The sequence below is a fragment of the Streptomyces asoensis genome (assembly GCF_013085465.1).
GTDB lineage: Bacteria > Actinomycetota > Actinomycetes > Streptomycetales > Streptomycetaceae > Streptomyces > Streptomyces cacaoi_A.
Genome location: NZ_CP049838.1, coordinates 6,339,889 through 6,365,003, shown reverse-complemented (window position 1 = coordinate 6,365,003; position 25,115 = coordinate 6,339,889). Strand labels below are relative to the sequence as shown.

The window sequence follows — 25,115 nt, the reverse complement described above, 5'->3', positions numbered from 1 at the left end:
GCACGGGCCGAGAACCGGCCCCCCGCTGCTTCTTCCGTGCCGTGACCGCACGGTCGGGCTGGTGCAAAAGGGCCTCCCGGGCGGACGGCCCCGTGCCGCCCGCTGAGATCCGACACCCGTGGTTCGGGCATCGACCTGCTTGGCTTATGCCCTCGAACATGCGCCGCCATGCCACGGCATATGACGGCGCGCCGGTGAACTCCTCGTTACTTCCGCCCCGAACGGGGTACATGGGACGCCCTCGAAGGCGTCCGCCGCCTTGTGCGTCAGCCGCCGTAACGGCGGTGACGGGCCGCGTAGTCGCGCAAGGCCCGCAGGAAGTCGACCTTGCGGAAGGCCGGCCAGAAGACCTCGCAGAAGTAGTACTCCGCATGGGCCGTCTGCCACAGCATGAATCCGGACAACCGCTGCTCGCCGCTGGTACGGATCACCAGATCGGGGTCGGGCTGGGCCCCGGTGTAGAGGTGGCGCCCGATCAGGTCGACGCTGACGGAGTCGGCGAGGTCCTCCATCGAGGTGCCCCGGTCCGCCGCGTCCACGATCATCGAGCGCACGGCGTCGGCGATCTCCTGGCGGCCGCCGTAGCCGATGGCGACGTTGACCAGTATCCCGTCGACGTGGGAGGTGGACTCCTCGGCGACCTTCAGGGCGGTCTGCACATGGGAGGGGAGGATGTCGGGGGTGCCGACGTGGTGGACGCGCCAGCGGCCGTCGGCGGCGAGGGTGCGGACGACGTCCTCGATGATGCCTAGGAGCGGGACGAGTTCGTCGTCGGGGCGGTCGAGGTTGTCCGTCGACAGCAGCCAGAGGGTGACGACCTCGACGTCCGTCTCGGTGCACCAGCCGAGGAACTCCTCGATCTTCTCCGCACCGGCGCGGTGGCCGTGCTCGGTGGTGGAACCCGCGGCCTTCGCCCAGCGTCGGTTGCCGTCCATGATGACGCCGATGTGCTTCGGCACCTGAGCGTGGTCCAGGTGACCTTCCACCCGGCGTGCGTACAGCCTGACCAGAAGGCCGCGCAGCTTGTCGCGCAGGTTCACGTGATTGTCAGCCCCTCCGTACGGTGCGGTCCCCGCGGGGCGCAGCCTACCCCTGTGGGGCCTGGGCCGCTGACGGGGGTGGGAGGCGCGGCCCCTGCACAAGCGACTGTGCCGGGGCAAAAAAACGGGCCGGTCCGTGGGGGGGAGACGGACCGGCCCGAGGGGGGGTTTCCACCATAACCCTTCGTAAGTGATGCTGCGTGCATCGGCGCGCCACAACTACTCTCCGGAGTCGTCCGGCGACGCGCCGGTGGTCGCGGAAGGCGTCATTCATGGGTGGTTCATGGCCGGAACGCAACGGATTCCCAGGAGAATGGGCACGATTGCCGAGGGAAGCTGAGGTTTTGGAGCGGCTTGAGGCTCCGTTGGCCACTTGTCCGCCCGTCCCCCCGACGGGCTACCCCGGCCGTGAACGTCCGCTTGACGCGGGCGTCACCGCGCAGCCCCCTCCACTGCGCGGTGACGTCCACGCAGCTTTGCGCACGCGAATTGCCTGAATGAGAACTTACGCGAGGTCGACAGGGGATATGAACCGACCGCGATAACGATGTGGAAACTCTGTGGAGGCGGGAGCCGGAACGCGGGGCGGCGGAGGGCGGTTCCTGGCCAATCCCGCACTACGGCCGACGGGCCTCGAAGAGGTGGCGGGTGCTGTGCGCGACGAACGGGCCGTCGGCCTCGATCTGCTCGTGCAGGGCGCGGAGTTGGGGCCGGTAGGCCTCCACCGTGAAGCCCGGGACCATCCACACCACCTTGCGCAGGAAGTGGACCACGGCGGCGATGTCGTGGAACTCGACACGCAGCCGCTCCGTCCGCAGGCCGACGACCTCCAGCCCCGCCGCCTCCGCCCCCGCGCGCTCGCGCTCGGGATGCCGGGCGCTGCTCACCCCCTCCGGCTGCGGCCCGAGGAAGTACTCGACGAGCTCGAAGACGCTGCGCGGGCCGACGTGCTGGGCGAAGTAGGTACCGCCGGGCCGGAGCACGCGGGCGATCTCGTCCCACAGGGGCCGCACCGGATGCCTGCTGACGACCAGGTCGAAGGCGGCGTCCGCGAAGGGCAGCGGGGCGTCCTCCGGGGACGCGACGACCGCGATGCCACGCGGGCTCAGCAGGGCGGTGGCCTTGGCGACGTTCGCCGGCCAGCCCTCGGTCGCGACGGTGAGCACGGGGGCCTTGGGGGCTGCCCGGCCGAGCGCGAAGTCCAGGACCTCCCCTCCCCCGGTCTGCACGTCGAGCGCGGCGCTCGCGCCCGCCAGCCGTCCGGCCAGCGACATCGCGTACCCCCAGGAGGGCCGCTCCTCGGTGGCCCGTCCCTCGAACCAGGAGAAGTCCCACCCCTCGGTGGGGACTGCGGCCCCTTCCGCGAGGAGGGCCTCGAAGGCGGAGTCCGCGTGGTCGCCGGCGTCACCGGTGGCCCGGTCCTTGTCATCCATACGGGGATGGTGGCAGAGGGGTCGCGGGGGTGCCGCCGATTTACGGCGGTCCGTCACGCGTAGCGCAGCAGCACGACCCCGTTGCCGAAGGCGTGGGTCTCGGTCAGGCGGAGTGTGGTCGGGATGCTCGCGTCGGTGTGCGGGAACAGGGGTTTGCCCCGGCCGACGAGGACCGGGTGGACGTAGACACGGAACTCGTCGACGAGGCCGTGGCGCAGGAACTCGGCGACGAGGTCGGCGCCGCTGAGCCCCAGGTCGCCGCCCGGCTGCTCCTTGAGCAGCGCGACCTCCTCGGGGACGACGTCCCGGACGATCGTGGTGTTCCAGTCGGCGTGTTCCAGCGTCCGCGAGTACACGATCTTCGGGATCTCGCGCCAGATGGCGGCGAACTCGGCCATCGTGGCGGGGATGTCCGGGTCGGCGTCCGCGGTCGGCCAGTAGGCGGCCATGAGCTCGTGGGTGGTCCGGCCGCTGAGCAGGCCGCCCAGCTCTCGGACCTTGTCGTTGAAGTGCTGGTGCAGTTCCTCGTCGACCTGGTGCCAGGAGATGTCACGGTCCGGGCCCTCGATGTACCCGTCGAGGGACATCGACATCATCAGGACGATCTTCCGCATACGACGGTCCCCTCTTCGTGTCCCGGCTCGCTACGGTGCGAAGGCTCCGGAGGGACCAGAGAGTAGCGACACGACCGAAGGGAGACGGGGATGGCGCGCTGGCGGGACGGGTGGGGAGAACTCGTGGTGGGCGACGAGGACGACGGGGGCGGGGGCGGTCTTCGGGTGCCCCTGGAGATCGCCGCCTCCTACCGGGCCCGTACCCGGGGGTTGCTCGGGCGGGACTCGGTGGACGGGGCGCTGCTGCTGTCGCCCGCCGGCAGCGTGCACACCTTCCGTATGCGCATGCCGATCGACGTCGCGTATCTCGACCGGCGGCTCCGCGTCATCGCCGTACGCACCATGCGGCCGGGGCGGCTGGGCCTGCCCCGGCTGCGGTCCCGGCATGTGCTGGAGGCGGCGGCCGGGGCGATGGAGGCGTGGGGGTTGCGGGTGGGGGTGCGGGTGAAGGTGCGGATCAGCTCGCCGTCCGCGGGAACGTGACCTCCACCCGGCGGTTCTTCTTGCGGCCGGCCTCGGTGGAGTTGTCGGAGATGGGGTACTGCTCGCCGTAGCCGCGGACCTCGAAGGTGATGTCCGGGTCGTTCAGGTCGCCCGCGAGTTCCGCCTGGACGGCGTCCGCCCGCTGCTTCGACAGGACGTCGCCGTGAGCGGAGGAGCCCAGGTTGTCCGTGAACCCGAAGACCCGGACCACGGTGGTGTTGTTCTGCTTCTTGATCTCCGCGGCGATCGTGGCGATACGGGACTTCGCCTCCGCGCCGAGCTTCGCGCTGTCCTTGCCGAAGAGGACCTCGGCCTGGAGCGCGAACGTCACGTCCGCGTTGGTGTCCTCCCGGCGTTCCTCACCCGCCTCGTCCTCGACGACCTGCTTGATGTCGAGCACCTTGGGCTCGGCGAGGGTGCCGCCCTCGGGGAGCTTGAGGTCGGGGTCGTTGGGGTCGACCTCCACGGGCGCGGTGGCGGTGGGCTCGGTGCCGGGGGGAACGCTGGGGGTGGTGTCGGCTTCGGCGGCAGGGGCCATGGCGACCATCACGAGGGTGGCCGCGGCCACCGCCAGAGTGAGACGTGGGGTCATGTTCGGCCTCACCCGGAGATCTTGATGACCCCGCTGGGGAACAGCGGGAGTTGGAAGGAGACGTCCGTCGAGCTCGCGGGGGGCGCGGGGAACTGGAGAAAGACGTCGATGGACTCCCCGGCCTTGAGTGCCGAAAAGCCTGTGGTGGTGAGGGGACGGCCTTCGGTGTCGCGCAGGACGTAGTACCGCTTCTTGCTCTTGGAGTCGACGAGGGTCGCGCCACCCAGCGAGAGACCATTGTTGATGATTTCGGTCTCGTTGCCACTCAACGCGGACGGGATCACAACTTTCGTCCCGCTGTCGTTCTTCAGAGCTCCGTTCACGGTGACGAAGCCGCCGGAGTCGCGCACGGCCGAGGTGATCTGGAGCAGGAGCCCGCTCGGGCCCTTCAGCTCGGCGATCGGTTCCTCCGACTGCCCCTCCTGCGGGTTCGGCTGCGATCCACCGGTTCGCGAGGCGGACGACGAACTCTGCGGCTTCTTGTCGTCGTCGCCTCCGCTGCCGCAGGCGGCCGAGCCGACTGCCAGCCCGGTCACGACCGTGAGCGCGACCATCCCCCTGCGGGCTTTCGCAGTGAACCGCATGCTCATCACTCCGCTTCTTTCTGCACTCGTCGATCGCACGTCAGTCGGTGGCCAGGTGGACTTCGAAGAGGTCCTCGGGTCCGGGCAGATCGGTGAGATCGTCCGGGTCCAGTTCCCACTCCTCCCCGTCCTTGCAGGTGAGTGTCGGCAGTACGTCGTTCTCGGCATCCTCGCCCGGCGGCTCACCCGACGGCTCACCGGAGGGCTCGCCCGACGGCTGAACCGGTGGCTCGAACGTGCACAAGGAGTCGATCACGGCGGTGGCGAAGGCGTGTGCCCTCGTGGTGCTCGTAACGGGAATTACGGAGTCACCCGCCGACTTGTTCGCCCGAACCTCGACTGTGGTCCGGAGGCCGTCCTGACAGGCGTCCACACTGGCGTCGTTCTGCGCCGCAAGCTCATAGGCGCGCCAGCATGCGGGAGCCAATTCCACGTCCCCCTCGAAGATGTTCTGCCACTGCGTGGGATCGAGGACGGCGCCGACCCACTTGTCCGCGAGCTGGTCCCTCGTCTCCTGAGCCGCCGCCAGCGCCGCCGCGTCGGCGGCCGTCTGCGCGCCGTTGCGGTTCACCGCCGCCTGGCCGACCGCGAAGTACGCGAACGCCAGAAAGAGCAGGCCCGCCACCACCACGATGTAGATGGGGAAGACCTGCCCTGCGTCGCCGTACCCGCGAGGTCGGATCAGGGGGCCACCCTTTCGATCTGTGTCCTCAGCTTGTCGACGATCGTCTGGCCCAGGTTCGTGTTGGCGATCAGGACCACGATCGCCACCACCACCGCGATGATGCCCAGGTACTCGACGGCGGTCTGTCCCCTGTCGTTGTCGGCGCGGCGGCGTACGGCCCGCACCGTCGTGTTCGTCCAGCCGCTCACCCGGACCTTGGCCGCGACGGCGGTCTTCAGCAGCAGGTCGCTCATGGCGTTCCTCTCCATCGGTGGCGTGACCGGCAACGTATGACCGTGTGTCCACCTCGGAGAAGGGTCCCTGGGCCCAATCCCGGGCCCAGTCGGAGGTCCGGCACAGTGTCCGGCGGAGTCTCATGAGGTCACCGCCGTGCCCAGCCACTTGGCCGCGGCCTCGGAGCGGCTGCTGCTGTGCAGCTTGGCGAAGATGCGGTTGATGTGGTTCTTGACCGTCTTCTCGCTGATGAAGCAGGTGGCGGCGATCTGCTGGTTGTTCATGCCCGACGCGATGAGGTCCATGATCTCCGCCTCCCTCGCGCTGAGTTGGAACCCCGCCCTGAACACCGAGGACGACTGTCTCACGATTGGTTGCAACTGCGAAAGCGCTTCCGTGGAAGTCGTGGAAAATAGGGGAGATGGGTCCGCTTTTACGTGTGCAGTCGCATCGCTTCGCAGATGTGCCAGCACCGCTGTCGCCGCCGTCGGGGTGAAGTGGGCACGGCCCCGGGTGACGTCCCGCACCGCCGACACCAACTCCTCCACGGTGAACTCCCCGTGGACGAGATAGCCCCCGGCCCCACCGCGCAGGGCCTCCTGGACGATCTCGGCCTCGTGGCTGTACGTCAGCATCACGACCCGGGCGATCCGCGCCAGGTGCGGAAGGGCGGAGAGTCCGTCCACGCCGGGCATGCGGACGTCCAGGAGGACGACGTCGGGGCGGTGCAGACAGGCCGCCTCGTAGGCCTCGCGGCCGTCCGCCGCCTGTGCGACGACCGTGATGTCCTCCCGGCCGGAGAGCAGGGCGGTCAGGCCCGCTCGGACCACCGGGTTGTCGTCGGCCACGACCACGCGCACGGGGCAGGGCCTGGGTGGTGGCGGGAAGAGCGGCTGCTCGGCGCCGGGGTGGTGGGGCGGTCGGTCCGGCATCAGACGACCTCCTCTGTGAGCGCGGCCAGCGGGAGTTCCAGGCGCACCTCGGTGCCCCGGGAGTCGAGGCCGTGGCCGATGCGGATGCGGGCGCCGACGGAGGCGGCCCGCTCGGTCATGCCGACCAGGCCGAAGTGGCCGGTGCGGCGCAGCTGTTCGAGGGTGGCGCCGGGCGGGATGCCACGGCCGTCGTCGCGGACGCTCAGGGTGAGGAGCTCGCCGTTCACGGCCGCTCGCACCTCCACATGGGTCGGGGCCGCGTGGCGGTGGGCGTTCTCCATGGCCTCCGAGGTGATCGTCAGGAGCTGTCGGGCCACCGCGGAGGGGACAGGGAGCGTCGCACGGTCGCCGGAGGTGTGGTAGCTGACCGGCAGACCCGTCCGGTCCCCGAACACATCCGCGTGGGCGGCCAGTTCGGGCAGGATGTCGACGTCCTGCGCCGGGTCCGACTGCCGGCGGAGGTCGGTGAGGAGCTCGCGGGACTCGGCGGCGGCGCGGCGCGCGGCGCGGGCGACCAGTTCGGCGTGTTGCCGCACGATGACCGGGTCCATGCCCGGCGAGCCCGCCGAACGGGCCAGGGCGTCCGCGGCGAGAGCCACCCCGTGCAGCGTCTTGGCCACGGAGTCGTGCATCTCGCGGGCCAGTCGGGCGCGTTCGGCGGCGACCGCCTCGGTGCCGGCCAGCCGGGCCTTCACGGCGGTCAGGGCCAGGGTGGCCGCGCCGAAGCGGAGCATCAGATGGCGCAGCGACGAGCCCATCGCACCGGTGATGACGCAGAGGCCCGGCAGCAGCAGTCTCTCGGCGAGGCTCACGCCGGCCTCCCGCACGAGGGTCGCGTGGACCAGCAGCAGGATCAGCGACTGGAGGGACGCGAAACAGGCGGCGCCCCGCCAGCCGTAGACGATGCCGGCCAGCAGCGGGGTGCAGACGCTGACGTAGGCGAGCGTGGTGTCCGGCCCCGCCGAGATCAGCAGCAGGGTGCCGAACAGGGTGTCCACGGCCAGCAGGGAGGGGTGGCGCAGGAGGAGGGGGCCGAAGCGCTCCCAGTCGCGGAAGAGGACGTAGGACCCCATGAAGGTGACGACCACGGCCGCGCCCACCAGGCGGGTGCCCAGGCCCGGGGCGGCGTTGAGGAGGGCCGCCGGGGCGGCGACCGCGATCATGGCCAGCCGGAACCCGAACACCTGTCGGCACATCGCCTGGAGCGCGTTGACCTGGAGAGGGACGTCCTCCTGTATCGACACCTCGGTCGTCGTCATGGCCGTCATCCCGTCCGCCTACTCGCCCGTGATCGAGCTGAAGTCCGTACCGGAGCCGAGCAGCATCCCCGCGCCGAGGAGGAGCATCGTCGCCGGGACCATGAACGTGGTGATCATCAAGGTGGCCTTGGGGACCGCGCGGGCCGCCTTGCGGCGGGCGTTCTGCGCGTCCGTCCGGCGCATGTCCTTGGCGATCGAGACGAGCGTGTCGACGATCGGCGCGCCGAGCTCCTCGCCCTGCTGGAGCGCCGTGACGAACATGGCGACCTGCTCGGAGTCGTTGCGGCGGCGCAGCTCCTGGAAGGCCTCGCGGCGGCTCACGCCGAGGTCCATCTGGCGCAGCGTGATGCGGATCTCGTCCGCCCAGGGGCCCTCGTACCTGGACGCCACCCGGTCGAGGGCCTGCCGGAAGCCGAGACCCGCGCTCACCACCACGGCGAGGACGTCGAGGAAGTCCGGCAGGGTCCGTTCGATGGCGTCCTTGCGGACCCGGATCGCGGACCAGATGCCGACCTCGGACCAGAACACGCCGAAGGCCAGCATGAGCAGCGCGACGAAGAAGCTGCCCTGGAGCAGCGCGGCGAACGCGCCGAGGGCGCCGATCCCGCCGTAGACCGCGCGCCGGGCCGCGTAGCGGTCGATCGTCAGGCCGCCCGGGTTGCCCGCGAGGTCTATCCTGCGCCGGTACCTGGTGACCTGCTTGGGGCCCATCAGGCGCAGGACGGCGGGGGCGTACCGCATGCCCATGCGGTCGACGAGCGAGCCGACGGCGCCGGTGCGGGTCGAGCCGATCTCCAGGGCCAGCGCGAGGTCGCTGGGCAGCTTCACGTCGGCCCGGTACATGCGGATGCCGGCGAACATGCCCCAGACGCTGAGGCCCATGGCGAGTGCGAGCAGAAGTTCCATCCCCTGTGCCACCTCCTGCTCAGACGTCGATTCGGGACATGCGGCGGATGAGGACGAAGCCGACCGCGTAGAGGCCGAACGCGATGATCACGCAGGCCTGGCCGACGGCCGAGCCCGTCATGCGGTCCAGCGTCCCGTCCTCGACGCTGTTCATGAGGAACAACGCCCCGACCCCCAGCGCGGGCACCGCGTAGGACGTCATGTTCACCTGCGACAGCTGGGTCCGGACCTCGCGCCGGGTCTCCTTGCGTTCCTCCAGTGTCTCCGTGAGGTTGCGCAGGGCGCCGACGACCTGGCCGCCGGCCCGGTTGGAGAGGACCAGGGTGGTGACGAGGACGACCAGTTCGCGGGAGGGGAGCCGGTCGGCGAGTTCGCCCAGCGCGTCGTCCATGGAGTGGCCCACCGCCAACTGGTTGGCCACCTTGGCCAGTTCCTCGCCCGCCGGGGCCTCCAGCTCCTCCGCCGCCATGCCGATCGCGGTGCGCAGCGCCAGGCCCGCGTGGGTGGCGTTGGCCAGGATGCGGGCCAGTTCGGGGAGTTGGTTGATGAACCTCTCGATGCGTTTCTGGCGTTGCCAGTTGAGGAACTGCCAGGCCGCCCAGACGCCCAGGAGGCCGGCGATCGGGCCGAAGAAGGGGGCCAGGGTGGCCTGGCCGATCAGCCACAGGCCGGCCACCGCCGCCAGCATGTGGACGAAGAACTCGCCGGGGGTCACGTCCAGGCCGGTCGCCGCCAGTTTCAGCTCCAGCCTGCGGCCCGTCGTCGTACGGCGCAGTCGTCGGTCCAGGGTGCGGAAACGGCGTCGGCGGCCGGTGCCGGGGAGTTGGCCGGTGTAGGAGAGGCGTTCCACCAGCTCCGCCCGCCGGTCCCGGCCCCGCGCGTACGCGTGCAGGCCCGCGACGGCCAGGGCGCAGGTCAGGAGGGTTCCGCCGGTGGTGAGGGTGATCAGGGTCTCGAGCTCCATCAGCGTTACCGGGCTTCCCTTGTCGTCAGTTCGTGTGCCGCGCGCGCCACCCCGAACGCCTGCGGGATCGGCTGGCTCGCCATGTACAGGCGGTCCGCGGTGCGGCGTGGGAGGGGGAAGTACTCGAAGGCGCCGTGGACGCGACCGTCGGCGGTCATCGGCCGGGCGTTGAAGCGGGCGATCGTCGCCAGCCGGTACGGCTCTCCGCCGTGGCTGTCGAGCACGGCTATCTCGGTGATGCGGCGGGCGCCGTCGGCGAATCGGGTGAGCTGGACGACGACGTCCACCGCGCTGTTGATCTGGTCGTGCAGCGCGACGAAGGGGATCTCGACGTCCGACATCGACGCGAGGGTCTGGAGGCGCATCAGGGCGTCCTCCGCGCTGTTGGCGTGGACCGTGGCCAGGGAGCCGTCGTGGCCGGTCGACATCGCCTGGAGCATGTCGAGCGACTCGCCGCCCCGGACCTCGCCGACCACGATCCGGTCGGGGCGCATCCGCAGGGAGTTGCGGACCAGGTCGCGGATGGTGATGCGGCCGTTGCCCTCGACGTTCGGGGGCCGGGACTCCAGGCGGATCACATGCGACTGCTGGAGCTGGAGTTCCGCCGAGTCCTCGATGGTGATGATGCGTTCGCCGTCCGGGATCAGGCCCGAGAGCGCGTTCAGCAACGTCGTCTTGCCGGTGCCCGTCGCGCCCGAGACGATCACGTTGAACTTGGCCTGCACGAGGCCCGCCAGCAGGTACAGCATCTGCTCGTCCAGCGAGCCGAAGCCGATCAGTTCGTGGAGGGTGAAGGACCGCGGGAAGCGGCGGATGGTGAGGGTCGGGCCGGTCAGCGACAGCGGGGGGATGATGACGTTTACCCGCTCGCCCGACGGCAGCCGCGCGTCGACCATCGGATTCGTCTCGTCGACGCGACGGTTGACGGTGGAGACGATGCGTTCGATCGTCTGCATCAGCTGCTCGTTCGACGCGAAGCGGATGGGGAGTTGTTCCACCCTGCCGCCCCGTTCGACGAAGATCGCGTCGGGTCCGTTCACCATGATCTCGGTGATCGACGCGTCTTCGAGGAGGGGTTCCAGGATGCCCAGGCCCAGTGCCTCGTCGACCACCCGGCGGATCAGCTGTGAGCGTTCCACCGTCGACAGGACCGGGCCCTCGCGGCTGATGATGTGTCCCAGCACCCGCTCGAGGCGTGCCCGGCGCTCGGCCGCCGCCAGCGAGCTCATCTCGGCGAGGTCGATCTCCTCCAGCAGCTTGGCGCGGTAGGAGGTCACCAGGTGGCCGTCCTCGCCCCGGCCGCCGTTCTCCTCGGGGGAGGTGATGCGTGCCCGCAGGCTCATGTCGGATGCCCTTCCCTCAGTGGTCGACCGGCATCGTGGCCGTCTTGTGGGCCTGGCCGAAGTCCCCGATGCCGGGAATGACGGACGGGATGGTGACGGTGGAGGTGACCCGGACCTCGTCGCCCAGGCCGGCCGCGCTACAGCTCACGTCCAGCCAACTGCTCACCGCCTGCTGGCAGTCGGCGCCGTAGTCCTCGTCGAGGGACGCGCTGCGGGCCCCGGTCCGGGCCGCCGTACCCGCCTGCTGTGCCGCGTACGCGATCAGGCCGAGCTGAACGGCACCCAGTGCGACCAGCAGCAGGAGCGGCAGGAACCCGAGGTACTCCAGGGCCACTTGGCCCCGGTCGCGGGAGCGGGTTCCCGCGTGTGCGCGGCGTCCGTACGCCATCTCAGTCGCCGTCCTCTTCCTCGACGGCGCCCGCGTGACCGTGCACCGTGAACGGGAAGTCGATGGTGCCGGGGAAGAGGACCGGGACCTTGAGGGACACGTCCGCCGTCACATAGCCGCTGCCGCCGCAATCGACCACGGCGTTCCCCTTCCACGCGTCCCCGAGCTTGTCCAGGCCCGCCTGTCGGCACGCCTCGAGCCGCTCCCCCGGAGGGGCCGCCGTCCCCGCCCGCACCGCCTCGTCGGCAGCATTCCCCGCGAGCGTGAACGTGTACCCCACGAGGACGAACTGCCACACCACCACCAAGGTCACGATGATCAGCGGTGTCATGCCGAGGAACTCGATGGTGACCTGGCCCCGGTCGCGCGCCCTGTGTCCCCACATGCCGTTCACTCCCTCCGCCGCCGGAACCCGGCCGCGCCCCGGTCCCCGCCGCGCGCCCGGCCGCCCGCCCTGCGCACGAGGGCGGTCTCCGGCGCCTTGACCAGTCCCAGTTCCGCCGCGAGCGCCCACAGGGCCTGCCGGACGGTGCCCTTGCCGTCGAGGGCGTGCACCCGGCCGGCGTCGACCGCGGCCTGGAGTTCCCTGAAGTTGGCGGGGACCGTGGTCGCGGCGATCGCCGTGCCGGTGATCTTCTGGATGAGCGGGGGCTGGATCTCCGTACTCCGGGTGTGGCGGTTGACGACGACGGTCGTCTCCTCGGCCTTGCGGATCTGGAGCCGGTCCCACATGCGGACGGTGCGTTTGGCGCCGCGCACGGCGACGACGTCGGGGGTGGTGACGAGCAGGGCCCGCTCGGCCAGTTCGACGGCGGCCGCGCCCGCGCCGCTCAGCTGGGCGCCGCAGTCGACGACGACGACCTCGTAGCGGGAGCGCAGGGCGCCGAGGATCTGGCGGGCGGCGCGGTCGGTGACCTCCTCGCCGCGTTCGCCCTCGGCGGGGGCGAGGAGGAGGGCCACGCCGGTGTCGTGCCGGAAGACGGCCTCGGCGAGGATGCGGGGCGAGATGTCGGTGATGGCGGCCAGGTCGACGATCGAGCGGCGGAACTGGACGTCCAGATAGGAGGCAACGTCACCGGACTGGAGGTCGAGGTCGACGAGGGCGGTGGAGCGGCCGGACGCCTGGGCGGCGAGGGCGAGCTGCACGGCCGTGAGGGTGGCGCCCACGCCTCCCTTGGCGCCGCTGACCGTGACGACGGTGCCGCCGACACCGGTGAACACGTCGGCGCCGTGGCCGAGATGGCGCCGTACGCCGACCGACCACTGGGCGACGGCCTGCACGCGGTTGGCGAGGTCCTCGTAGCTCAGCGGGAGGGTGACCAGGCCGCGGGCGCCGGAGTCCATGGCGGCGGCGAAGAGGCCGGGTCCCACGTCGGTGGTGACGAGAATGACGCCGACCGCCGGGAAGCGCAGGGCGACCTCCCGGACCAGCTCAAGCGCCGGTACGGGGCCGATGCGTTCGTGGACGACGACGACCTCGGGCAGTTCGTCGACCGACTCGGCGGCGAGCCGGGCGAGGGTGTCCACGAGCTGGGTGGAGTCGGAGACCGGGGCGACCGGTTCGGCGTCCGGGAGCTGGCTGAGCAGGGTGGTGAGGGAACGGACCGCGTCCGCGTCGCCGACGGCCGGGAGGATCCTCGTGGGCATGGGCGGCGGCCTCTCACTTGTCCGTGACGAGTTCGTAGGTGCGGTCCTGGTCGGGGACCGTGGTGTCGCCGCCGGGTGCGACGAGGGCGAGGCGGACGCGCTTGGCGAAGGACTCGGCGTAGGTGATGCGCTGGGCGTCGAGCGTGGACAGCGCGAAGGTGATGGGAACCGCGTCGGTGGGCGACTGGCTGCGGTTGTCCTGGTCCGGTTCGAGGGCCTTGATCTCGCCGACGTCGAGGACTTGGGCGTTGGTGACGATGATCTTCGATTGGTCGGGGTCGCTCTCCCGGGCGCCCTCGAAGGTGGCGTAGACGTTGACGGAGGACCCCGGGGTGATCTTGCCGGCGACGCCGGTGGCCGCGTCGACCATGATGGCGACCTCCTGCTGGCCCGGCTGGAGGGCCGGCTGGTCGACGATCATGTCGCTCTGGAGCAGGGAGCCCTTCTTCAGCGTCGTCACGGCGATCTTGCCGCGGATGGCGGCGAGGTCGGTGACGGCGTTCTCCGAGAGCCAGCGCTCCGGCATCTCGATCTTCTTGAACTGGCCCGCGCTCAGGGTGGTGTAGGGCGCCACGTCGGAGCGCAGCTCGTACGCCGTGACCTCGGGGCCGACCTTGGACTTCACGTCGTCGATGACGGAGAGGACGCCGGCGAACGCGCCGAGGGCGCACAGGACCGACAGGAGCAGGAGAATCACGCCGCGGCGCTGACGGGAGTTCATCGGGGTTCCTCCGTGGATACCCCGGCTTTCAGGCCGGGGAGGAAATGGACTCCTGCGGAGCGGGGCGGGGAGAGCCGGTCGGCCGCCAGAGCGGAAGCGCGCTCACCCATCCGAGCCGTGCCTCACAAACTAGCGTGGTAATTTGTGATGCATGGCCATTCACGTGAAGCGGGCGTTCAAATACCGCTTCTACCCGAGCGATGCACAGGCGGCTGAGCTGTCGCGCACGTTCGGGTGCGTGCGGAAGGTCTACAACATGGCGCTCGCGGCGCGCACGGAGGCCTGGGCTCGACAGGAGCGGGTCAACTACAACCAGACGTCGGCGTTGCTGACCGCATGGAAGAAGACCGAGGAGCTGGCCTACCTGGGCGAGGTGTCGTCGGTCCCGCTCCAGCAGGCCCTGCGGCATCTGCAGATCGCCTTCTCGAACTTCTTCGCGAAGCGGGCGAAGTACCCGCGGTTCAAGTCCCGGAAGAAGTCCCGCAGGAGCGCGGAGTACACCACCAGCGCGTTCCGCTTCCGCGACGGGCGGCTGACTCTCGCGAAGATGAGCGAGCCACTGGACATCCGCTGGTCGCGCCCCATGCCCGAGGGCGCGAAGCCCTCGACGGTGACCGTGTCCCACGATGCGGCCGGACGTTGGTTCGTGTCCCTCCTCGTAGAGGACCCCGCCGTCCAGCCGCTCCCCGCCAACGGCACGGCCATCGGCATCGACGTCGGCCTCAGTCACCTGGTGACCCTGTCCACCGGGGAGAAGGTCGCCAACCCACGGCATGAGCGCCGCGACCGGGCCCGCCTGGCGAGGGCCCAGCGGCAGGTGTCCCGCAAGGCCACGGGTTCCGCGAACCGGGCCAAGGCCCGTGTCAAGGCCGCCCGCGTCCACGCGCGGATCGCCGACCGCCGCCGCGACATGCTGCACAAACTGACCACTCGGCTCGTGCGTGAGAACCAAACGCTCGTGATCGAGGACCTGACCGTCCGCGGAATGGTCAGAAACCGGAGCCTCGCCCGCGCCATCAGCGACGCGGCATGGGCCGACTTCCGGAGCATGTTGGAGTACAAGGCCGCCTGGTACGGACGGGAAGTGATCGCGGTCGACCGCTTCTTCCCCTCCTCCAAGCTGTGCTCGCACTGCGGCGCCCTCGCCGAGAGGATGCCGCTCAACGTCCGTGCCTGGACGTGCGACGGCTGCGGCACGACCCATGACCGGGACGTGAATGCGGCGAAGAACCTTCTGGCCGTCGGGCTGACGGCATCTGTCTGTGGAGCCGGTGTAAGACCTCAACGGGAGTCCTCCCGGACGGGGCGGTCGGCGACGAAGCAGAAAACCCCACGGCGCGAGCCGTAGGAATTCCCCTCTGTCAGGAGGGGGAGGAAGTCAAGAGCCGTGCAACCTCGCTTTGCTTTGTGGGGGTCGGTCGAGCGGACGGAACAGGGGCCTGGGACGGGGTGCTCAAGGCGGTTCAGTCGCCCGCGGTGAGCGCGCGGGCGGCGGGACGGGCGGTGAGGTCGGATGGGGGCGGCGGGGTCGCGGAGCAGAAGACGCAGCGGTCGCCGATGACGTCGATGCCGCACCAGTGGCAGACGTTCTGCCGCACCGACGTGACCAGTTGGTAGAGGACCGACAGGTCGGGCAGGTAGGCGCAGAACTCGATCACCTTGCCGGTGCCCCACCAGTCGGCGGACTCGGCGGGCAGGTGCGTCTCGCGCAGCCCCTGGACCTTCCAGGCGGGGGCGAGGACCTCGGTGACCCAGTCGGACTGGAGCTGCCCGCGGGCGACGAGCAGCCAGGTGCCGAACTCCGGTCCGGGCAGCACCGTTTCGGGGGTGGCCTTGACCAGTTCCGGCTGCGGGTGGGCGAGCACACCGAACTGACTACCCGGAACCCATGACCTGGCATGCGACTTCAGGCCGACCACGGGCACCCGGTCGAGACGGGCGACCGAGCCGAGCAGCGCGCCGGCGTGGATGTAGTGGGTGAGCAGCCGGCCCGCGGAGGCGAGCACGCCGGGGCCGAGGTCGCAGGAGGCCAGCTGACGCAGCTGGCGGGCGAGGACGGCCACCGCGAGCGGCGGAAGGTCGGGGCGGAAGAGCGCGATGCGGTCGCTCTCCAGGAGGGAGCGGATGGTGTGCAGTCGCTGCTCGACGGCGGCGGGGACGGACCGCGAGTACACGACGATCACGTGTCCGTACTGATCGACGAGGGCCTGGACGGCGGCGAGGGCACGGTCCAGCGGCTGTTGGTCGAGGTCGGCGAGAACGGTGGCGGGCAGCGTGCGCTCGTCCTGGGGCGGCAGCGCCAGGTCGGCTCCGGTCACGGCAATGGCTGTTGGCACGCGCAGCTCCCCGATTCCCGCGGTCCGGCCCACCGGCGTTACTCCGGTGCACCGGGGTGACTTCATTGCGTGACTACCTCAGCACTGTATCCACGCCTCTGTGGCCGGAGAACAGCTTTCCCTGGCTGCCAAGCAACTCTTCTTCGCGCAAGTCCCGCCAAATCGGGGCAGGTTACGCACGCGCGTCCTCCACCGACCCTCCACGACCGGACCTCTTGACAAGAGAATTGGTCTGGACCAACTTACTGTCATGTCCCCACTGAAACGAACGACACGACTCGGGTCGGGAGCCGCGGGCGTCCTCGCCGCCGCCCTCACCCTGTCCATGACGGGCGCGGCTCAGGCGTCCGCCGCGGACCTGAACAACGCGAGGAACGCCGGCTTCGAGTCCGGCCTGACCAACTGGACCTGTTCGGCGGGCAGCGGTACGACCGTCTCCTCGCCGGTGCACGCCGGCGCGGCCGCGCTGAAGGCGACACCGGCCGGACAGGACAACGCCCGGTGCGCCCAGACGGTGGCCGTGAAGCCCAACTCGACGTACACGCTCGGCGCGTGGGTCCAGGGCGGCTACACCTACCTGGGCGTGACCGGCACCGGCACGACGGACGTCTCGACCTGGACGCCCGACTCGGCGGCGTGGAAGCAGCTGTCGACGACCTTCACCACCGGCGCGTCGACCACTTCGGTATCGGTGTACACGCACGGCTGGTACGGCCAGGCGGCGTACTACGCGGACGACGTGTCGGTGTACGGCCCCGACGGCGGCGGAGGCGGCGACCCGGCCCCGACGGTGCCCGGCGCGCCGGCCGGCCTGGCCGTGTCGGGTACCACCTCGTCGTCCGTGTCCCTCTCGTGGAACGCGGTCTCCGGCGCGACCGGCTACTCCGTCTACCGCGGCGGTACGAAGGTGACGGCCGTGACGGGGACTTCGGCGACCGTGACCGGCCTCGCGGCCTCGACGTCGTACAGCTTCCAGGTCACGGCGACCAACGCGGCGGGCGAGTCGGTGAAGTCGACGGCGGTCACGGGAACGACGACCACGGGCAGCACCGGGGGCGGGACCGTGCCCAAGCACGCCGTGACCGGCTACTGGCAGAACTTCAACAACGGCGCGACCGTCCAGCGGATCTCCGACGTCTCCTCCCAGTACGACATCATCGCCGTGGCCTTCGCGGACGCGACGACGACGCCGGGCGCCGTGACCTTCAACCTGGACTCCGCGGGCCTGGGCGGCTACACGGTGGACCAGTTCAAGGCGGACATCAAGGCGAAGCAGGCGGCCGGAAGGAAGGTCATCGTCTCGGTGGGCGGCCAGAACGGCACCGTGTCGGTGAGCGACCCGACGTCCGCGACGAACTTCGCGAACTCGGTGTACTCGCTGATGCAGACGTACGGCTTCGACGGTGTCGACATCGACCTGGAGAACGGCCTGAACGCGACGTACATGTCGCAGGCGCTGCGCTCGCTGTCGTCGAAGGCCGGCTCCGGGCTGGTCCTGACGATGGCCCCGCAGACGATCGACATGCAGTCGACGTCGAACGGCTACTTCCAGACGGCGCTGAACGTCAAGGACATCCTCACGGTCGTCAACATGCAGTACTACAACAGCGGTTCGATGCTGGGCTGTGACGGCAAGGTCTACAGCCAGGGCTCGGTGGACTTCCTGACGGCGCTGGCCTGCATCCAGCTGGAGGGCGGCCTGGACCCGTCCCAGGTGGGCCTGGGCCTGCCGGCCTCGACGAGCGGCGCGGGCAGCGGATACGTGTCGCCGACGGTGGTCAACAACGCCCTGGACTGCCTCACCAAGGGCACGGGCTGCGGCTCCTTCAAGCCGTCGAAGACCTATCCCGCGCTGCGGGGCGCGATGACGTGGTCGACGAACTGGGACGCGTCGGCGGGCAACGCGTGGTCGGCGGCCGTGGGCCCGCATGTGCACGGGCTGCCGTAGCGGCGGGGCCGTGCGGAGTCACGGGCAACGGCTGAGCGGGTGACAGGCAGCGGATGACGGAGGGTGTCGCTCCACGGGACGACCGTGGGCGGCACCCTCCCGTACGTCCTCGCGTCCGTACGTCCGCGCGTCCGCCGTCTAGTATCCCGTCGGCCGGTAGTGGCCCAGCACCCACGCCAGTTGCGCGAACCAGCCCTGCATCCGTTCCCTCGGCTTCGCCGTCACCACGCACTCGTAGACCCTGCCGTCCACGTGGACCACGGCGACCATGAGGGCCTTGCCGTTGGGGCTCGCCTTGTAGTGGACGCTGCGGACCTCGGGCCAGGGGAACTCGACCGTGATGTCGTACATCTCGAAGGCGACGCCCGCCGCGTCGACGACGACCGAGTTGTGCTTGTCGACCGCGAGGAACTCCGGACCGGGCGGCGGCTCCGCCCGCGGAGCGTACTGCGGCGGGTACTGCGGGGCGGCGTACTGCGGCGGGGGCGGGCCGAAGCCCGGCGGCGGCGGAGGGGACGGCGGCTGGTCTGTCACAACGAGAAAGTACCCCCGCGATCCTGTGCGGCCACTTTCGGTCTCCCCTGAAACATTTCCCGCGCCCCACCGCATTAGTGAGATGAGGGCCGCAAGGCAACCGACACAGGGGGAACACTCATGAGGCAGGCCGCCCGCGCGGACGAGTACGCCGAGTTCGCGGCGGCGCGCACCGGGCATCTGTACCGGTCTGCGTGTCTGCTCACCGCCGGGGACACGCACCTCGCCGAGGATCTGGTTCAGGAGACCCTGGGCAGGCTGTACGTCCGCTGGGGGCGGGTGTCCCGGGTCGACAACCCGGCCGGTTACGCGCAGACCGTCCTGACCCGCGCCTTCCTCGCCCACCAGCGGCGGCGCAGCAGTCGCGAGCGGGCCGTGGAGGCGTTCCCGGACGTGGCCGACGGCAGCGGTGGCGACACACCGTTGCGGCTGACCCTGATGCAGGCCCTCGGACGGCTGCCCGCCAAGGACCGGGCGGTCGTGGTCCTGCGGTACTGGGAGGACCGCTCGATCGAGGAGACCGCGGGCGCGATGAACACCAGCTCGGCGGCCGTGCGGACACGCTGCTCGCGGGCGCTGGGGCGGCTGCGGGAGCTGCTGGGCGAGGACATCGGCGAGTACGCCCGCCCCTGAGCCGTCCGGCACCCGCCCCCCGGGGCCGCGCCCCGCGCACCTCCCCCCGCCCCCTTACTTCGAAACTTCGAACTCTTTTCGACTCGTCTCGCCGAAAGCGGTGGTTCACCATGCCCGTCGACCAGTACAGCGACCCCTTCGAGGAGCAGCTCTCCGCCGCCCTGCGTGAGGCCGGCGGCAATTTCGACAGCCCCGCCGCGCTCGCCGCCGCCGGGCGGGCCCGCGGCGACCGCATGCGGCTGCGGCGCAGGACCGCGGTCGCGGGCGGAGCGGCGAGCCTCGCCCTGGTGGGGGTGGGCGGGGCGCTGCTCGTGCCGTGGGGCGGCAAGCCGGCGCCCCTGCCCTCCTCCGTCGCCGCGTCCGGCAGCAGCAGCGCCAAGCCCGTCTACTCCCCCGACGACATGATCCGCACCCTCCAACAGCTGCTTCCCGAGGGGAAGTTCAGCAGGACGGACGCGCGTGGCACGGGCGGGGAGCTGCCACCGCTGGCGGTGGGCGTGTTCGACGACGGCAAGGGCAAGGGGTCCATCTCCGTGGGCCTGGCCCGGATCCCGGCGGACGCGGGTGAGATCAATCCGTCCACCGCCGTGATGCCCTGCCCGGACGAAGAGGAGACTCACCTCGACAGCTGCAAGACCGAGCTTCTGCCCGACAGGTCCGCGATCACCGTCTACCAGGGCTACGAGTATCCCGACCACCGCGACAACCTCAAGTCGTGGGGCGCGGACCTGGTCACCCCGGCCGGGCACCATGTGAGCGTCATCGAGTGGAACGCCGCGGCGGAGAAGGGCAAGCCCACCACTCGCCCCGAACCCCCGCTGACGGCAGGTGAGTTGAAGACGCTGGCCGCGGCCTCGGAGTGGCGCCGGATCGCCGACGCCATCCCCGGGGAGGAGAAGAAGCCGGTCTCCCCGTCGGGCTCGTCCGCCCGGCCCACGGAGATGGCCGGCTGGCTCATCCTGCGCAAGCTCGCTCTCCTGCTGCCCAAGGACCTGGACCGCGTCAAGAACGGCAGCCAGGAGACCGGTTACGGCTACTTCGTCGTCGACGACGGCAAGGGCGCGAGCCTGGTCCAGGTCAACGTGCAGCCGAACATGTCCGACGTGGCCGGCTCGCTGTACGGCTCCGGCGCCGAGACCCTCGCCGACGGCACCCGTGTCTCGGTGAAGCAGGGGCCCGGCGAGAAGGGCGGTGCGGGCGTCGTGATGTGGACCGTGGACACCCTGCGCAAGGACGGTCTGCGGGTGGTCGTCAGTGCCTTCAACACCGCCGAGCAGGACCAGGCCGCGACCCGTGCGAAGCCCGCCCTGACGATCGAGCAGTTGCGGGCCGTCGCGCTCAGTCCCCGGTGGACGGCCACCGAGGACTGACGGACGGAGACCACGAATGGACTGGCCCTCGGGTTCAGGCTCGGACGCCTGCCAGCAGGTCGAGGATCTCCCGCGTCGTGCCCGGCTCGCCGATCAGCGGGAACAGGTACGACACCCGGTGCTGGTGCGCGTCCTCGTTGATGTCGGTCATCGCGTCGACCGCGAACGTGACGTGGTAGCCGTGCTCGTGGGCGGCGCGGGCGGTCGACTCGACACCGAGGCTGGTCGCGATGCCGGCGAGGACGATCTGGGTGACTCCCCGGCGACGCAGCTGAAGGTCGAGGTCGGTGGCGTGGAAGGCGCCCCAGGCCCGCTTGGTGATCAGGATGTCGCCCTCGTGACCGGTCAGCGGTTCGGCGATCGGGCCGAGGTCGTACGGGCGGGAGCGGCCGCCGGCCAGCCGTGCCGCCTCGCTGCGGCCGGGCACCGCGTCGGCGCCGTCGGGCGAGGTGGACATGCGGATCAGGACGACAGGGGCGCCCGCGGCGCGGAAGGCGTCGGCGAGTTCGGCGGCCCGGGCGACCACGTCCGCCGCCGGGTACGGCACGGTGGGGGCGGCGAGCGTGCCCGCCTGGAGGTCGATCAGCACGAGCGCGGTCTTGTCGTCCAGCACGGTCACAGCCACGGCGACGGCACCTCTCCTAGGGGGTCAGCAGCCTAGGAGAGGTGCTTGCGAAACTCAAGCTTGAGTTACGCAAGCTCGAGCCGTGCTGATCATCAGAAGAACTCCGACCACGGCTGGTCCCAGACCTGTTTGACGCACAGCACCAGGAACAGCAGGCCCGCCAGCACCAGCATCGCGTTGCTCAGCGGTCCGTTGCGCCACTCCCCGGGTGTGCGGGAGGAGTTGAGCAGCCACAGCAGCGTCCCGGCCAGGAACGGCAGGAAGGCCGCGCCCAGCACGCCGTACAGGATGATCAGACGGAACGGCTCGCCCTGGAAGAGCAGCACGATCGGCGGGAAGGTCAGCCACAGCAGATACGCGCGGAAGGGCCAGGAGCGTTCCCGCTCACCGGAGGCGACCTCCGCCCCGCTCGCGTCGCCGCGGCCGCGGTAGCGGGCCACGAAGTCGGCGAACATCAGGCTCACGCCGTGCCACACGCCGATCAGGGAGGTGAAGGAGGTGGCGAAGAAGCCGATCAGGAAGAACTTGGCGGTCGCCGCGCCGTACTCCGCCTCCAGGATGTCGCTCAGCTGGATGAGCCCCTTGTCGCCGCTCGCGATCGCCACGTTCGCGGAGTGCAGCAGCTCCGCGCCGACGAAGAGCATCGCGACGACGAAGATGCCGGTGGTGATGTACGCGACCCGGTTGTCGAGCCGCATGACCTTCATCCAGCCCGTGTTCGTCCAGCCCTTGGCGTTGACCCAGTAGCCGTACGCGGCGAGGGTGATGGTGCCGCCGACGCCGCCGATCAGGCCGAGGGTGTTGAGGACGGAGTCCTTCTCGTCCGGCAGGACCGGGAGGAGGCCCGCGAAGGCGTCGCCGAGGTTGGGGGTGACCCGGATCGCCAGATACACCGTCACCACGAACATGACGCCCACCAGGACCGTCATGACCTTCTCGAAGACGGCGTACTTGTTGAACCAGACGAACACCAGGCCCACCAGACCGCAGGCGATGGCCCACGACTCGAGGTCCATCACGTCCGGGAACAGCGCCTGGAGCGGCAGCGCGCTCGACGACATCGCCGCCGCGCCGTAGACGAAGCCCCAGACGACCACGTAGACGACGAAGAACCACGTCGTCCAGCGGCCGAGGCTCGCCCAGCCGTCGAAGAGGGTGCGGCCGGTGGAGAGGTGCCAGCGGCCGGCCGCCTCGGCCAGGGAGATCTTGACCAGGCAGCCGACGACCGCCGCCCAGAGCAGGGTGTAGCCGAAGTTGCTGCCGGCGATGAGCGTGGCCACCAGGTCGCCGGCGCCGACGCCGGTGGCGGCGACGACGATGCCGGGGCCGATGTACTTCCAACTGGATCTGCGGGGAGAGGTGTTGTCGATGCCGGATGGTGCCTCGGTGTGTGTGGAGTTTCCCGTGGGGGGTCCCGTGGTGTCCGCCATGCAGGTCAAGAAAACCCAAAGAGGCCGCTCCGGCAAGAGTGCGTGCGGGATCTCCACCCGATGTGCTCACACTCCGGTCAAACCTCGGATACCGGCTGACCGGCGCGAGCGCGGATACACTGCGCGGCCGGTCGCTCGTGGCATTCCGCATGATTTCGGCCAGCGGCCCTTTGTCGTCCCTTGACCTGCTCATGCCATGCCCCGACGATGAGCGGCACCGCACCGCCGCACACAGCAAGCGCACAGCCCCCCACAACCCGGCTCCCCACAAGGAGAGTTCATGCGACTTCGCATTCGCGGCTCAGGCGCCGGCGCCACAAGCGCCCGCAGCGGCAGGCGGACCGCCGTCCTCGCCGCACTGCTCGCCCTCGCTCTCGCCGCACCGGTCTCGGCGACGGTCACCGACGCGGCGGCGGGCAGCGCACCGAAGGCGGCACCCTCCGCCGACGACATCCGCCAGTACGAGATCCAGATCCACCACAGCACCCCCCAGATGCGCACCGCGATCGCCGCCTCCGGAGTGAGCGTCGACGAGGCCGACGAGGAGACCGTCGTGGTCTCCGGCCGCGCGGACCAGGTGAGGAAGCTGCGCGCGCAGGGGTACGAGGTGTCCCTGCTGGGCTCGGCACCGGACCGGGTCGCCGAGGACGAGGTACGGCTCTTCGACTTCCCGACCGCCGACTCGAAATACCACAACTACGCCGAGATGACGACGGAGATCGACCAGCGCATCGCCGCCTACCCGGGCATCATGAGCAAGCGGGTCATCGGCAAGTCGTACCAGGGCCGGGACATCGTGGCCATCAAGATCAGCGACAACGTCGCCACCGACGAGGCCGAGCCGGAGGTGCTGTTCACCCACCACCAGCACGCCCGCGAACACCTCACCGTCGAGATGGCGCTGTACCTGATCCGCGAGCTGGGCGCCGGCTACGGCTCCGACTCCCGCGTCACCGGCATGGTCAACGGCCGCGAGATCTGGATCGTCCCCGACCTCAACCCGGACGGCGGCGAGTACGACATCGCCTCCGGCTCCTACCGCTCGTGGCGCAAGAACCGGCAGCCCAACTCCGGCTCCTCGTACGTCGGTACGGACCTCAACCGGAACTGGAACTACAAGTTCGGCTGCTGTGGCGGCTCTTCGGGTTCCACGTCCTCCGAGACCTACCGAGGCACGGCCGCCGAGTCCGCGCCCGAGGTGAAGGTCGTCGCCGACTTCGTGCGCAGCCGGATCGTGGGCGGGAAGCAGCAGATCACCGCCGGGATCGACTTCCACACGTACAGCCAGCTGGTGCTGTGGCCGTTCGGCTACACCACCGCGGACACGGCGACCGGGATGACCGCGGACGACAACGCCGCGTTCAAGGCCGTCGGGCAGAAGATGGCGGCGAGCAACGGGTACACCCCCGAGCAGTCCAGCGACCTGTACATCACCGACGGGTCGATCGACGACTATCTCTGGGGTACGCAGAAGATCTTCTCGTACACCTTCGAGATGTACCCGTCCTCCGCTTCCGGAGGGGGGTTCTACCCGCCCGACGAGGTCATCGAGCGGGAGACCTCCCGTAACCGGGACGCGGTGCTCCAGCTTCTCGAGAACGCGGACTGCATGTACCGGTCCATCGGGAAACAGTCCCAGTACTGCGTCTAGGTACTGGTACTGGTACTGCGTCTAGTCGGCGGCCTTGGCGCCGGCGTCCTTGACCTCGTCGTCCTCGGCCTCGGCGGCCTTGGTCCCGGTGTCCTCGGCGTCGGCGTCGCCGTTGGCTGCGTCGGCCCCGGTGGCGGCGTCGACCTCGACGGCCTCCTCGTCGGCGCCCGCTTCCGCTTCGGCTTCTCCGTCCTCGAAGTAGGCGTCGAGGACCGCGTCCAACTGCTCTTCCCACTCCTTGAAGCGGGACCTGGCCGTCGCCTCGATCTCGATCGGGTACCAGCGGCGGTCAGGGGTGTGCACCGTGATGGTGAACCGCTTGCCGAAGCGCGGTGTCTCCGTCTCGACCGCGCCGATCTCGTCCCAGCGGAACTCGCACGACTCCTCGTCGAGGCGGAGCCGGACGCCCTTGGCGTCGGCGGCGATCCGCGCACGGCGGTCGGAGGCCTCGAAGACGGGGCCCTCGACGGACTCGGCGGACTCGTCCGGTTCTTCGGACCCGTCGGACCCGTCGGACCTGTCGGCCGGGTCCGGCTCCGCCGACGCGTCCGGGCGTTCCGGCGCCGCTGACTCCCCCTTCCCCGCCTCGGGCTCGACGGCGTCGACGCCGTCGTCCTCGGCCGGCCTCGTGTCCTCCGGCTCCGCGGTCACGGGCGACGTGAGCCCGGGGATGAATGCCGGGTCGAACCCGGCGCCCTCCAGGGGCTGGCTGCTCGAACCTATGCGCTGCTCCACAGCGGGCAGTATGGTCGAAGATCCTGTGCCGGACACAGTCAGCCCCTGA

Annotated in this window: 27 protein-coding genes; 6 read left to right on the top strand and 21 right to left on the bottom strand. The window is 70.2% G+C overall.

Translation table 11 applies throughout. From position 1 onward, the window contains the following. Positions 1-266: 266 nt before the first annotated feature. The 3 genes from G9272_RS28625 to G9272_RS28615 form a co-directional block, all read right to left on the bottom strand. Positions 267-1,040: an isoprenyl transferase gene (locus tag G9272_RS28625; RefSeq protein WP_171399194.1), complete on the bottom strand. Its 774-nt coding sequence runs from the start codon at positions 1,038-1,040 to the stop codon at positions 267-269. Positions 1,041-1,657: 617 nt separating this feature from the next. Next, a complete protein-coding gene (locus G9272_RS28620; protein ID WP_171399193.1) occupies positions 1,658-2,473 on the bottom strand; it encodes a class I SAM-dependent methyltransferase in 816 nt (271 codons plus the stop codon). A gap of 53 nt (positions 2,474-2,526) precedes the next feature. Further along, on the bottom strand, positions 2,527-3,087 hold the full coding sequence (locus G9272_RS28615; RefSeq protein ID WP_171399192.1) for a dihydrofolate reductase family protein: 561 nt from the start codon (positions 3,085-3,087) through the stop codon (positions 2,527-2,529). A gap of 90 nt (positions 3,088-3,177) precedes the next feature. Here G9272_RS28615 and G9272_RS28610 point away from each other — a divergent pair, with 90 nt between their 5' ends. Next, positions 3,178-3,570 (top strand): DUF192 domain-containing protein, encoded by a 393-nt coding sequence (locus tag G9272_RS28610; RefSeq protein ID WP_171399191.1) that lies wholly within the window; start codon positions 3,178-3,180, stop codon positions 3,568-3,570. Here G9272_RS28610 and G9272_RS28605 read toward each other — a convergent pair. The 13 genes from G9272_RS28605 to cpaB form a co-directional block, all read right to left on the bottom strand. Further along, positions 3,545-4,162, bottom strand: a complete 618-nt coding sequence (locus G9272_RS28605; protein ID WP_171399190.1) for an OmpA family protein — start codon at positions 4,160-4,162, stop codon at positions 3,545-3,547. The genes G9272_RS28610 and G9272_RS28605 overlap by 26 nt on opposite strands. An 8-nt stretch (positions 4,163-4,170) precedes the next feature. Next, complete coding sequence (locus G9272_RS28600; protein ID WP_171399189.1) at positions 4,171-4,752, bottom strand: hypothetical protein; 582 nt, start codon at positions 4,750-4,752, stop codon at positions 4,171-4,173. Positions 4,753-4,786: 34 nt separating this feature from the next. Beyond that, positions 4,787-5,428, bottom strand: coding sequence for a pilus assembly protein TadG-related protein (locus G9272_RS28595; protein ID WP_171402219.1), 642 nt, complete (start codon positions 5,426-5,428; stop codon positions 4,787-4,789). After that, complete coding sequence (locus G9272_RS28590; protein ID WP_171399188.1) at positions 5,428-5,664, bottom strand: Flp family type IVb pilin; 237 nt, start codon at positions 5,662-5,664, stop codon at positions 5,428-5,430. The genes G9272_RS28595 and G9272_RS28590 overlap by 1 nt, the downstream gene beginning before the upstream one ends. Positions 5,665-5,784: 120 nt before the next feature. Further along, positions 5,785-6,576, bottom strand: coding sequence for a response regulator (locus G9272_RS28585; protein ID WP_171399187.1), 792 nt, complete (start codon positions 6,574-6,576; stop codon positions 5,785-5,787). Continuing rightward, positions 6,576-7,835, bottom strand: coding sequence for a sensor histidine kinase (locus G9272_RS28580; RefSeq protein ID WP_253267969.1), 1,260 nt, complete (start codon positions 7,833-7,835; stop codon positions 6,576-6,578). The genes G9272_RS28585 and G9272_RS28580 overlap by 1 nt, the downstream gene beginning before the upstream one ends. 18 nt (positions 7,836-7,853) lie before the next feature. Then, complete coding sequence (locus G9272_RS28575; protein WP_171399186.1) at positions 7,854-8,741, bottom strand: DUF5936 domain-containing protein; 888 nt, start codon at positions 8,739-8,741, stop codon at positions 7,854-7,856. A 19-nt stretch (positions 8,742-8,760) separates the two neighbouring features. Next, entirely contained in the window at positions 8,761-9,705 is a 945-nt protein-coding gene (locus G9272_RS28570) for a type II secretion system F family protein (protein WP_171399185.1), read from the bottom strand. Positions 9,706-9,710: 5 nt separating this feature from the next. After that, positions 9,711-11,048: a CpaF family protein gene (locus tag G9272_RS28565; RefSeq protein WP_171399184.1), complete on the bottom strand. Its 1,338-nt coding sequence runs from the start codon at positions 11,046-11,048 to the stop codon at positions 9,711-9,713. 16 nt (positions 11,049-11,064) lie between these two features. Then, positions 11,065-11,436, bottom strand: a complete 372-nt coding sequence (locus G9272_RS28560; protein WP_171399183.1) for a TadE/TadG family type IV pilus assembly protein — start codon at positions 11,434-11,436, stop codon at positions 11,065-11,067. A 1-nt stretch (position 11,437) separates the two neighbouring features. Beyond that, positions 11,438-11,821: a TadE/TadG family type IV pilus assembly protein gene (locus G9272_RS28555; protein ID WP_171399182.1), complete on the bottom strand. Its 384-nt coding sequence runs from the start codon at positions 11,819-11,821 to the stop codon at positions 11,438-11,440. Positions 11,822-11,826: 5 nt separating this feature from the next. Continuing rightward, a complete protein-coding gene (locus G9272_RS28550; protein WP_171399181.1) occupies positions 11,827-13,083 on the bottom strand; it encodes an AAA family ATPase in 1,257 nt (418 codons plus the stop codon). Between the two features lie 13 nt (positions 13,084-13,096). Beyond that, on the bottom strand, positions 13,097-13,804 hold the full coding sequence (cpaB, locus tag G9272_RS28545) for a Flp pilus assembly protein CpaB (protein ID WP_171399180.1): 708 nt from the start codon (positions 13,802-13,804) through the stop codon (positions 13,097-13,099). 151 nt (positions 13,805-13,955) lie between these two features. On the opposite strand from cpaB, the gene G9272_RS28540 reads away from it, so the two are divergent. Next, on the top strand, positions 13,956-15,152 hold the full coding sequence (locus G9272_RS28540) for an RNA-guided endonuclease InsQ/TnpB family protein (protein WP_171399179.1): 1,197 nt from the start codon (positions 13,956-13,958) through the stop codon (positions 15,150-15,152). 115 nt (positions 15,153-15,267) lie between these two features. Here G9272_RS28540 and G9272_RS28535 read toward each other — a convergent pair whose 3' ends face one another. Beyond that, positions 15,268-16,140 (bottom strand): hypothetical protein, encoded by an 873-nt coding sequence (locus G9272_RS28535; protein WP_171399178.1) that lies wholly within the window; start codon positions 16,138-16,140, stop codon positions 15,268-15,270. Positions 16,141-16,390: 250 nt separating this feature from the next. Here G9272_RS28535 and G9272_RS28530 point away from each other — a divergent pair, with 250 nt between their 5' ends. Next, entirely contained in the window at positions 16,391-18,088 is a 1,698-nt protein-coding gene (locus G9272_RS28530) for a chitinase (RefSeq protein WP_171399177.1), read from the top strand. Positions 18,089-18,226: 138 nt separating this feature from the next. Here the strand turns inward: G9272_RS28530 and G9272_RS28525 are convergent, their stop codons facing one another. Then, positions 18,227-18,622, bottom strand: coding sequence for a hypothetical protein (locus G9272_RS28525; protein WP_171399176.1), 396 nt, complete (start codon positions 18,620-18,622; stop codon positions 18,227-18,229). A 120-nt stretch (positions 18,623-18,742) separates the two neighbouring features. Here G9272_RS28525 and G9272_RS28520 point away from each other — a divergent pair, with 120 nt between their 5' ends. Both G9272_RS28520 and G9272_RS28515 read left to right on the top strand, forming a co-directional pair. Beyond that, a complete protein-coding gene (locus tag G9272_RS28520) occupies positions 18,743-19,255 on the top strand; it encodes a SigE family RNA polymerase sigma factor (RefSeq protein WP_171399175.1) in 513 nt (170 codons plus the stop codon). Between the two features lie 110 nt (positions 19,256-19,365). Beyond that, positions 19,366-20,625, top strand: a complete 1,260-nt coding sequence (locus G9272_RS28515; RefSeq protein WP_171399174.1) for a hypothetical protein — start codon at positions 19,366-19,368, stop codon at positions 20,623-20,625. 34 nt (positions 20,626-20,659) lie between these two features. Here G9272_RS28515 and G9272_RS28510 read toward each other — a convergent pair whose 3' ends face one another. Both G9272_RS28510 and G9272_RS28505 read right to left on the bottom strand, forming a co-directional pair. Beyond that, positions 20,660-21,250, bottom strand: coding sequence for an isochorismatase family protein (locus tag G9272_RS28510; RefSeq protein ID WP_171399173.1), 591 nt, complete (start codon positions 21,248-21,250; stop codon positions 20,660-20,662). Between the two features lie 92 nt (positions 21,251-21,342). Further along, a complete protein-coding gene (locus G9272_RS28505) occupies positions 21,343-22,680 on the bottom strand; it encodes an Nramp family divalent metal transporter (protein ID WP_171399172.1) in 1,338 nt (445 codons plus the stop codon). Between the two features lie 280 nt (positions 22,681-22,960). Between G9272_RS28505 and G9272_RS28500 the strand changes: the two genes are divergently transcribed. Beyond that, positions 22,961-24,331, top strand: a complete 1,371-nt coding sequence (locus tag G9272_RS28500; protein WP_171399171.1) for a M14 family metallopeptidase — start codon at positions 22,961-22,963, stop codon at positions 24,329-24,331. 21 nt (positions 24,332-24,352) lie between these two features. On the opposite strand, the gene G9272_RS28495 is transcribed toward G9272_RS28500, so the two are convergent. Next, positions 24,353-25,066 (bottom strand): hypothetical protein, encoded by a 714-nt coding sequence (locus tag G9272_RS28495; RefSeq protein ID WP_171399170.1) that lies wholly within the window; start codon positions 25,064-25,066, stop codon positions 24,353-24,355. Positions 25,067-25,115: the final 49 nt, after the last annotated feature.

What these genes read in the sequence shown, in the direction of transcription:
- G9272_RS28620 (WP_171399193.1), bottom strand. Translation starts at nt 2,473, where the DNA reads ATGGATGACAAGGACCGGGCCACCGGTGACGCCGGCGACCACGCGGAC.
- G9272_RS28615 (WP_171399192.1), bottom strand. Translation starts at nt 3,087, where the DNA reads ATGCGGAAGATCGTCCTGATGATGTCGATGTCCCTCGACGGGTACATC.
- G9272_RS28610 (WP_171399191.1), top strand. Translation starts at nt 3,178, where the DNA reads ATGGCGCGCTGGCGGGACGGGTGGGGAGAACTCGTGGTGGGCGACGAG.
- G9272_RS28605 (WP_171399190.1), bottom strand. Translation starts at nt 4,162, where the DNA reads ATGACCCCACGTCTCACTCTGGCGGTGGCCGCGGCCACCCTCGTGATG.
- G9272_RS28600 (WP_171399189.1), bottom strand. Translation starts at nt 4,752, where the DNA reads ATGAGCATGCGGTTCACTGCGAAAGCCCGCAGGGGGATGGTCGCGCTC.
- G9272_RS28590 (WP_171399188.1), bottom strand. Translation starts at nt 5,664, where the DNA reads ATGAGCGACCTGCTGCTGAAGACCGCCGTCGCGGCCAAGGTCCGGGTG.
- G9272_RS28585 (WP_171399187.1), bottom strand. Translation starts at nt 6,576, where the DNA reads ATGCCGGACCGACCGCCCCACCACCCCGGCGCCGAGCAGCCGCTCTTC.
- G9272_RS28580 (WP_253267969.1), bottom strand. Translation starts at nt 7,835, where the DNA reads ATGACGACGACCGAGGTGTCGATACAGGAGGACGTCCCTCTCCAGGTC.
- G9272_RS28575 (WP_171399186.1), bottom strand. Translation starts at nt 8,741, where the DNA reads ATGGAACTTCTGCTCGCACTCGCCATGGGCCTCAGCGTCTGGGGCATG.
- G9272_RS28570 (WP_171399185.1), bottom strand. Translation starts at nt 9,705, where the DNA reads ATGGAGCTCGAGACCCTGATCACCCTCACCACCGGCGGAACCCTCCTG.
- G9272_RS28565 (WP_171399184.1), bottom strand. Translation starts at nt 11,048, where the DNA reads ATGAGCCTGCGGGCACGCATCACCTCCCCCGAGGAGAACGGCGGCCGG.
- G9272_RS28560 (WP_171399183.1), bottom strand. Translation starts at nt 11,436, where the DNA reads ATGGCGTACGGACGCCGCGCACACGCGGGAACCCGCTCCCGCGACCGG.
- G9272_RS28555 (WP_171399182.1), bottom strand. Translation starts at nt 11,821, where the DNA reads ATGTGGGGACACAGGGCGCGCGACCGGGGCCAGGTCACCATCGAGTTC.
- G9272_RS28550 (WP_171399181.1), bottom strand. Translation starts at nt 13,083, where the DNA reads ATGCCCACGAGGATCCTCCCGGCCGTCGGCGACGCGGACGCGGTCCGT.
- cpaB (WP_171399180.1), bottom strand. Translation starts at nt 13,804, where the DNA reads ATGAACTCCCGTCAGCGCCGCGGCGTGATTCTCCTGCTCCTGTCGGTC.
- G9272_RS28540 (WP_171399179.1), top strand. Translation starts at nt 13,956, where the DNA reads ATGGCCATTCACGTGAAGCGGGCGTTCAAATACCGCTTCTACCCGAGC.
- G9272_RS28530 (WP_171399177.1), top strand. Translation starts at nt 16,391, where the DNA reads ATGTCCCCACTGAAACGAACGACACGACTCGGGTCGGGAGCCGCGGGC.
- G9272_RS28520 (WP_171399175.1), top strand. Translation starts at nt 18,743, where the DNA reads ATGAGGCAGGCCGCCCGCGCGGACGAGTACGCCGAGTTCGCGGCGGCG.
- G9272_RS28515 (WP_171399174.1), top strand. Translation starts at nt 19,366, where the DNA reads ATGCCCGTCGACCAGTACAGCGACCCCTTCGAGGAGCAGCTCTCCGCC.
- G9272_RS28505 (WP_171399172.1), bottom strand. Translation starts at nt 22,680, where the DNA reads ATGGCGGACACCACGGGACCCCCCACGGGAAACTCCACACACACCGAG.
- G9272_RS28500 (WP_171399171.1), top strand. Translation starts at nt 22,961, where the DNA reads ATGCGACTTCGCATTCGCGGCTCAGGCGCCGGCGCCACAAGCGCCCGC.